We start from the raw sequence: 7,489 nt of genomic DNA, 5'->3' as shown, positions 1-7,489 counted from the left end.
ACCAACCCGAAGGAAGGCCAGGCACGAGGTCAATCAATAAATTGGCATTGACAATGTGCACGCTGTTGAGTTCTCAAGGACCAGACGCACTCCCCCGCTCGACACCCGAAGATGCTCCGCCAGAGAGGCTTGTGTACTTGGCTTGCCACCGGTGTGTCGTCGGACCCGGAGGTCCTGTGGCTCATCCCGAAGGGAGAGAACCGGTGGGCTTGTCATCCTAGGCGTCGAAGCGATCGAGCACAAGGCTCGATCTGAACTTCAGTGGAGGACGGTCCCGCTTGAGGGCCGGCGTGCTCTGGGCTTTCGCTCCAGCCGCTCCGCCGCACCTTTGGGGTGACGAGTAGGAACTTTACGCAGGCCTGGGCGGGTGTGCCAAGCCAGGCCCGATCCCGGGCGTGTCGCGTTGTGCAACACGCGTCGGCCGGGTGTCCGCAGGGTCAGGCCAGCGTGACACCGGCGAGGGTCTTCTTGCCGCGGCGGAGCACGAGGACTCCCCCGGGCAGGGCGAGGTCCGACAACGGTGCGGCGGGGTCCTCGGCACGGACGTTGTTCACGTACACGCCGCCCTGGTCGATCGCACGCCGGGCCTCGCCGAGGGACTTCACGAGCTCGGTCTCGACGAGGGCCCGTGCCACGTCGGCTCCGGGCTCGAGGGTCACCGATCCCGGCAGCTCCGCGATCGCCGACCGCAGCGTGGCCGGGTCGAGCGCACCGAGGTCGCCGTTGCCGAAGAGCGCGGCCGCGGCGTCGATCGCGGCCTGGGTCGCGTCGACCCCGTGCACCAGCGCAGTGACCTCGAACGCCAGGGTCCGCTGCGCTTCGCGTCGGAACGGTTCGTCGGCGACCGCCTGCTCGAGCCGCTCGATCTCGGCGCGGGACAGGAACGTGAACTCCCGCAGGCGGGCGATCACGTCGGCATCCGCGGTGTTGAGCCAGAACTGGTACAGCGCGTACGGCGAGGTCATCTCGGCGTCGAGCCAGATGGCGTTGCCCTCGCTCTTGCCGAACTTCGTGCCGTCCGAGTTCGTGATCAGGGGCGTCCCGAGCGCGTGCACCGTCGCACCCTCGGCACGACGGATGAGCTCCGTCCCCGAGGTCAGGTTGCCCCACTGGTCCGAGCCCCCCGTCTGCAGCGTGCAGCCGTACTGCCGGAAGAGCTCCCGGTAGTCGAGGCCCTGCAGGATCTGGTAGCTGAACTCGGTGTAGCTGATGCCCGCGTCGGAGTTCAGCCGCGCGGCGACGGCGTCCTTCTTGAGCATCGAGTTCACCCGGAAGTACTTGCCGACGTCGCGCAGGAAGTCGATGGCGGACATCGGTGACGTCCAGTCCAGGTTGTTCACCAGCCGCACGCCGTTGTCTCCGTCCGCACTGAGGAACCGGGACACCTGCGACTGCAGTCGCGCCACCCACTCGGCGACGGTCTCGCGGGTGTTCAGCGTGCGCTCCGCCGTCGGACGGGGGTCGCCGATGAGTCCCGTCGATCCCCCGACGAGCGCGAGCGGCTTGTGCCCGGCCAGCTGCAACCGACGCATGGTCAGGAGCTGCAGGAGGTTGCCGCAGTGCAGCGACGGTGCCGTGGGGTCGAACCCGCAGTAGTACGTGATCGGGTCACCGTCGAGGGCCTCTTGGAGTGCGGTCTCGTCGGTCGAGACCTGCACCAGACCACGCCAGCGCAGTTCGTCCCACACCGAGGCGAAGGTGGGGTCGTTCTGCTGGCGCGTCAGGACGTCTTGAGCGGTATCACTGGACACCCCGCCATCGTAGCGGCGGCGCACCACCGACAGGCGCCGTCGACCGGGAGGCCCGTGGCGCGTCCGGGCCCACGCCGCCGGTTCCGGCGCGACGCGGCAGCGGCGGGCCGGCCGTGCCGGTGGGGATCAGTCGAGGGCACCCTTGTGCCGTCGGTACGTCGAGACCGTCGGGTCGCCCGTCAACCAGAAGCGCCAGGGGTACTGCGCACCGCCGGCGATGCCGCCGACGCCGGTGCGCGGTCCGCGCGAGACGCGTGGGACCGTTCCGGCCCCGCCGGGGCCGGGTGCGGTCTCGGTCAGGAGTTCCTCGACGACCCGAGCCGGCGGGGCGGAGGCGAGCCGGGCCTCCAGGCCGGGTGCCAACGTGAGCACGAACGGACCGGACCCGTCGAGCAGCGAGGTGCCGTCGTCCTGCCCGAGCACCGCGCCGAGCGCGCCACCGAGGTTGCCGGGGCCGCGCGCCAACGCGACGTCGGCGACCGACGGGCCACGTCGTCCACGTGCTGTCTCGACACCCTCGATCACCTGCGCCCCGCGGAGCAGGGAGCCGGAGGAGGTGCCCGCCGGCGCGCTCACGACGTTGACGCAGGTGTGGATGCCGTACGAGCGGTACGCGTACAGGGTCCCCGGAGCGCCGAACAGGTGACGGTTGCGCTCGGTCGGCCCGCGGTGGCCGTGCGAACCAGGGTCGGTGGGCCCGAAGTAGGCCTCGACCTCGGTGATGCGCAGCGTCACACCCCGGCCCGTGATCGTCGCACCGAGCAGTGCGGGTGCGACGATCGGCGCAGGCTCGGCGAGCATCGCGAGCAGCCCCTCGGTCATCGCGTGAAGGGAGCGCCCTCGGCGAGGTCGTGGACGCGGCGCGTGACGGAGGCCAGCTGCTCGGCGACGCGGTCCGGAGCGGTGCCGCCGACACCAGAGCGGGACGCGACGCTGCCCTCGATCGTGAGCACGGCACGGACACCGGGGGTGAGGTGCTCGGAGACGGAGCGGTACTCGTCGTCCGTCGGGTCGTCGAGCTCGATGCCGCGCTCTTCGCAGTACCGGACCAGCGCACCGGACACCTCGTGGGCGTCACGGAACGGCACGCCCTGGCGGACCAGCCACTCGGCCACGTCGGTCGCCAGCGAGAACCCCTGCGGTGCGAGCTCGGCCATCCGGTCCGTGTCGAACGTGAGCGTCGCGATCATGCCGGTGAAGGCGGGCAGCAGGACCTCGAGCGTGGCGACCGAGTCGAAGACCGGCTCCTTGTCCTCCTGCAGGTCGCGGTTGTAGGCGAGCGGCAGGCCCTTCAGGGTCGCGAGCAGCCCCGTCAGGTTGCCGATGAGACGACCGGACTTGCCGCGTGCGAGCTCGGCGATGTCGGGGTTCTTCTTCTGCGGCATGATGCTCGACCCGGTCGAGAACGCGTCGTGGAGCCGGACGAAGCCGAACTCCTTCGTGTTCCAGAGGATGACCTCCTCCGACAGGCGCGAGACGTCGATGCCGATCTGCGCGAGCACGAACGCGAACTCGGCGACGACGTCGCGGGCGGCCGTGGCGTCGATCGAGTTGTCGGCCGGCCGGTCGAACCCGAGCTCCGCGGCGATCGCGGCGGGGTCGAGGCCGAGCGAACTGCCGGCGAGGGCACCCGCACCGTACGGGCTGACGCTCGCACGGCCCGCCCAGTCGCGGAGGCGCTCGAGGTCCCGCACGAGCGGCCAGGCGTGCGCCAGCAGGTGGTGCGCGAGGAGGACGGGCTGCGCGTGCTGCAGGTGCGTGCGACCCGGCATGATCGCCGCCGGGTGCTCGTTCGCCTGCTGGGTGATCGCGTCGACCAGGTCGATCACGAGCCGTCCGATGCGCCGCCCGTGGTCGAGCATGTGCATGCGGCCGAGTGTCGCGATCTGGTCGTTGCGGCTGCGGCCGGCGCGGAGCTTGCCGCCGAGTTCCGGACCGAGGTCGGCGATCAGCAGTCGTTCGAGGGCGCCGTGGACGTCCTCGTCGGACTCGTCCGGCAGCAGTGTGCCGTCCGCGTGCGCGGCCTCGAGCCGGTCGAGCCCGGCGAGCATGCGCTCGAGCTCGTCCGCCGTCAGGTACCCGGCCGCGTGCAGGGCCCGGGTGTGCGCGCGGGAGCCGGCGATGTCGTACGGCGCGAGCTGCCAGTCGAACTGCGTCGACTTCGACAGCGCGGCGAGGGCCGCACTCGGGCCGTCGGCGAAGCGGGCGCCCCAGAGGGCTCCGGTGTTGGTGGCGTCGGTCTTCTCGTCGGTCATGTCGTCCTGCGTCGTTGTCGTCGGGCCGGGTGGCGGTGGGGCGTCGTCCGCCGGGTGGCGGCGGGTGTCAGTCCGCCGGGTGGCGGCGGGTGTCAGTTCGCCGCGTCGCGGCGGGCGGAGATCTTGCTGGGGAGCGACCAGAGCTCGATGAAGCCCTTGGAGAGGGACTGGTCGAACGTGTCGCCGGTGTCGTACGTCGCGAGGTCGAAGTCGTACAGGCTCTGCTCCGACCGACGGCCGTTCACCGTCGCCCGGCCGCCGAGCAGCTGCAGGCGGACGTCGCCGGAGACGTGCTGCTGGGTGTGGTCGATGAAGGCGTCGAGGCTGCGCTTCAGCCCGCCGAACCACAGGCCGTCGTAGACCAGGTCGGCCCACTCCGACTCGACACCGCGCTTGTAGCGGTTCACGTCGCGCTCGAGGGTGAGACGCTCGAGTTCCTCGTGCGCCGTGATGAGCGCGATCGCCGCCGGGGCTTCGTACACCTCGCGCGACTTGATGCCGACGAGGCGGTCCTCGACGACGTCGATCCGGCCGACGCCGTGCTTGCCGGCCACGGCGTTCAGCTCCTGGACGATCCGCAGCACGCTGAAGCGCTGCCCGTCGAGCGCCACCGGGACGCCGCGCTCGAACGTGATCGTCACCTCGTCCGCGTCACGCTGCACGGCGGGGTCCTGCGTGTAGGCGTAGAGGTCCTCGGTCGGGGCGTTCCACGGGTCCTCGAGGAAACCCGTCTCGACCGCACGACCCCACACGTTCTGGTCGATCGAGTACGGCGACCGCTGCGACTGCTGGATCGGCAGCGCGTGCTGCTCGGCGTACGCGATCGCCTTGTCGCGGGTCAGGGCGAGGTCGCGGACCGGTGCCACGCTCCGCAGGTCCGGGGCGATCGCCGCGACCGCTGCCTCGAACCGGACCTGGTCGTTGCCCTTGCCGGTGCAGCCGTGCGCGACGCTGTCGGCGCCGAGCTGCTTCGCCGTCAGCGCGAGGTGCTTCGCGATGAGCGGGCGGCTCAGCGCCGACACCAGCGGGTAGCGCTTCTGGTACAGCGCGTTGGCCTTGAGGGCAGGCACGATGTACTCGTCGGCGTACTCGTCCTTGGCGTCGACCACGATCGACTCCACGGCCCCGCAGTCGAGCGCGCGCTGCCGGATCGCGTCGAGGTCCTCGCCGCCCTGGCCGACGTCGACCGCCAGCGCCACCACCTCTTTGCCGGTGGCGTCACGCAGCCAGCCGATCCCGACGGAGGTGTCGAGGCCGCCGGAGTACGCGAGGACGACGCGGTCTGCCATGCGGTGCGCCTACGCGGTTGCCGCGGCGGTCGCGGTCGCGGACGCGGTCGCGGACGCGCCGTTCGCGGCGAGGAGCCAGGCCAGCAGCGCCTTCTGGGCGTGCAGACGGTTCTCCGCCTCGTCCCAGATGATGCTGCGCGGCCCGTCGATGACGTCGGCGGTCACCTCGAAGCCGCGGTCGGCGGGCAGGCAGTGCATGAACACCGCGTCGTCGGCGGCGTGCGCCATGAGGGCGTCGTCCACCCGGTACCCGGAGAAGGTGTCCAGACGCGACTGCTTCTCGGACTCCTTGCCCATCGACACCCACGTGTCGGTGACCACGACGTCGGCGCCGGCGACCGCGGCCACCGGGTCGGTCACGACCAGCACGGACCCACCGGTCTCGGCCGAACGGTGCTCGGCATCGGTGACGACCTGCGGGGACGGCGAGAACTCGGCCGGGGCAGCGACGCGGACGTGCATGCCCGCCGTCGCGCCGGCGAGCAGGTACGACTGGGCCATGTTGCTCGCACCGTCGCCGATGAACGCCACCGTCTGGCCCGCCAGCGTGCCGCGGTGCTCGCGGATGGTGAGCAGGTCGGCGAGCAGCTGGCACGGGTGGAAGTCGTCGGACAGCGCGTTGACGACGGGGACGGTCGTGTCGGCAGCCATCTCCTCGAGGCCGGCCTGGCCGTAGGTGCGCCAGACGATCGCCGACACCATGCGCTCCAGCACACGGGCGGTGTCGGACGGGGTCTCCTTGCCGCCGAGCTGGCTGTTCGCCGTCGAGATGATCAGCGGGCTGCCGCCCAGGTCGGAGATGCCGACGTGGAACGACACCCGGGTGCGCGTCGACGACTTGTCGAAGATGACCGCGACGCTCTGCGGGCCGGCGAGGGGCTTCGCACCCCAGCGGTCGGCCTTCATCTGGTCGGCGATGTCGAGGATCGCGGACTGCTCGGCCTGGCTGAGGTCGTCGTCCCGGAGGAAGTGGCGGGTCATGCGGAGGTCTCCTGGGCGGCAGCGACGGCCGCGAGGCTCTGGGCGAGGATCGACACGAACTCGTCGATCTCGGCGTCGGACACGATGAGCGGCGGCGCGAGGCGCAGGCTCGACTCGTTCGGCGCGTTGATGATGAGGCCACGCTCGAGCGCGGCGGCGTTGACCGCAGCCGCGACCGGACCCGTGAGCCCGACGCCGATGAGCAGGCCGGTGCCGCGGACCTCCTCGACGAGCGGTGAACCGATGCCGGCGATGCCGGCTCGGATCCGCTCGCCCTTGACCACGGCGGCCGCGACGAGGTCGGCGCGCTCGATCTCGGCGAGCACCGCGTTCGCCACCCGGGTGCCGAGCGGGTTGCCACCGAAGGTCGAACCGTGCTGGCCCGCCGAGAACAGGTCGGACGCCCACCCGAACGTCACGAGCGCACCGATCGGGAAGCCACCGGCGATGCCCTTGGCCACCGTGATGGCATCGGGGGTGAAGCCGTGCCCCTGGTAGGTGAACCAGTTGCCCGTCCGTCCGACGCCGGTCTGGATCTCGTCGAGGATCAGCAGCGCACCGTGCTCCTCGGTCAGTCGGCGTGCCGCGAGCAGGAAGCCCTCCGGCAGGTCGACGACGCCGGCCTCACCCTTGATCGGCTCGATGATGATCGCCGCGACGGTGTCGTCGATCGACGCTTCGAGCGCTGCGACGGTGGAGTCGATGTGCTCGACACCCGGGATCATCGGCAGGAAGTCCTGCTGCAGCGCGGGCTTGCCGGTGAGCGCGAGCGCACCCATCGTGCGGCCGTGGAACCCCTGCTTGAGCGCGAGGATGCGGGTCTTCTGCCCGTCCGCGCCCTTGTTCAGGCGCGCGAGCTTGAAGGCGGCCTCGTTCGCCTCGGCACCGGAGTTGCCGAAGTACACCCGCCCGGCGTCGCCCGCACCGGTGATGCGCTTGAGGCGCTCCGCGAGCTCGAGCTGCGGCGGGGTCGCGAAGTAGTTCGACACGTGCACGAGCTTCGCGGCCTGGTCGGCGATCGCCTCGACCAGGACGGGGTGCGCGTGGCCGAGCGAGTTGACGGCGATGCCCGCCAGGAAGTCGAGGTACTCGTTGCCCTCGACGTCCCAGACACGGCAGCCCTGTCCGCGCTCGAGCATGATCTTCGGCGGCGTCAGGGATCGCATGAGCGACGCCCCGAACCGGTCGTTCCAGGTCTCGGTCTGCGTCTCGC

Annotated in this window: 6 protein-coding genes; all 6 read right to left on the bottom strand. The window is 71.0% G+C overall.

Annotated features, from left to right (window positions below; genetic code table 11):
• Positions 1 to 437: 437 nt before the first annotated feature.
• Positions 438 to 1,751 carry a tyrosine--tRNA ligase gene (gene tyrS / locus EDF63_RS06525; RefSeq protein WP_123312133.1) on the bottom strand — a complete coding sequence of 438 codons (1,314 nt, stop codon included), beginning with the start codon at positions 1,749 to 1,751 and terminating at the stop codon, positions 438 to 440.
• 126 nt (positions 1,752 to 1,877) lie between these two features.
• Positions 1,878 to 2,573: a DNA-3-methyladenine glycosylase gene (locus EDF63_RS06520; RefSeq protein WP_185021304.1), complete on the bottom strand. Its 696-nt coding sequence runs from the start codon at positions 2,571 to 2,573 to the stop codon at positions 1,878 to 1,880.
• Positions 2,570 to 4,006 carry an argininosuccinate lyase gene (gene argH, locus EDF63_RS06515; protein WP_123312132.1) on the bottom strand — a complete coding sequence of 479 codons (1,437 nt, stop codon included), beginning with the start codon at positions 4,004 to 4,006 and terminating at the stop codon, positions 2,570 to 2,572. The genes EDF63_RS06520 and argH overlap by 4 nt, the downstream gene beginning before the upstream one ends.
• Positions 4,007 to 4,098: 92 nt before the next feature.
• Positions 4,099 to 5,295, bottom strand: coding sequence for an argininosuccinate synthase (locus EDF63_RS06510; protein ID WP_123312131.1), 1,197 nt, complete (start codon positions 5,293 to 5,295; stop codon positions 4,099 to 4,101).
• A gap of 9 nt (positions 5,296 to 5,304) precedes the next feature.
• Positions 5,305 to 6,276: an ornithine carbamoyltransferase gene (argF, locus tag EDF63_RS06505; RefSeq protein ID WP_123312130.1), complete on the bottom strand. Its 972-nt coding sequence runs from the start codon at positions 6,274 to 6,276 to the stop codon at positions 5,305 to 5,307.
• Complete coding sequence (locus tag EDF63_RS06500) at positions 6,273 to 7,442, bottom strand: acetylornithine transaminase (protein WP_395871515.1); 1,170 nt, start codon at positions 7,440 to 7,442, stop codon at positions 6,273 to 6,275. The genes argF and EDF63_RS06500 overlap by 4 nt, the downstream gene beginning before the upstream one ends.
• Positions 7,443 to 7,489: the final 47 nt, after the last annotated feature.

It is taken from the genome of Curtobacterium sp. JUb34, assembly GCF_003755065.1.
Taxonomy (GTDB): Bacteria; Actinomycetota; Actinomycetes; order Actinomycetales; family Microbacteriaceae; genus Curtobacterium.
The sequence above is the reverse complement of the archived record's forward strand: the minus strand, read 5'-3'. Positions and strand labels throughout refer to the sequence as shown.

What these genes read in the sequence shown, in the direction of transcription:
- EDF63_RS06520 (WP_185021304.1), bottom strand. Translation starts at nt 2,573, where the DNA reads ATGACCGAGGGGCTGCTCGCGATGCTCGCCGAGCCTGCGCCGATCGTC.
- argH (WP_123312132.1), bottom strand. Translation starts at nt 4,006, where the DNA reads ATGACCGACGAGAAGACCGACGCCACCAACACCGGAGCCCTCTGGGGC.
- EDF63_RS06510 (WP_123312131.1), bottom strand. Translation starts at nt 5,295, where the DNA reads ATGGCAGACCGCGTCGTCCTCGCGTACTCCGGCGGCCTCGACACCTCC.
- argF (WP_123312130.1), bottom strand. Translation starts at nt 6,276, where the DNA reads ATGACCCGCCACTTCCTCCGGGACGACGACCTCAGCCAGGCCGAGCAG.
- EDF63_RS06500 (WP_395871515.1), bottom strand. Translation starts at nt 7,442, where the DNA reads ATGCGATCCCTGACGCCGCCGAAGATCATGCTCGAGCGCGGACAGGGC.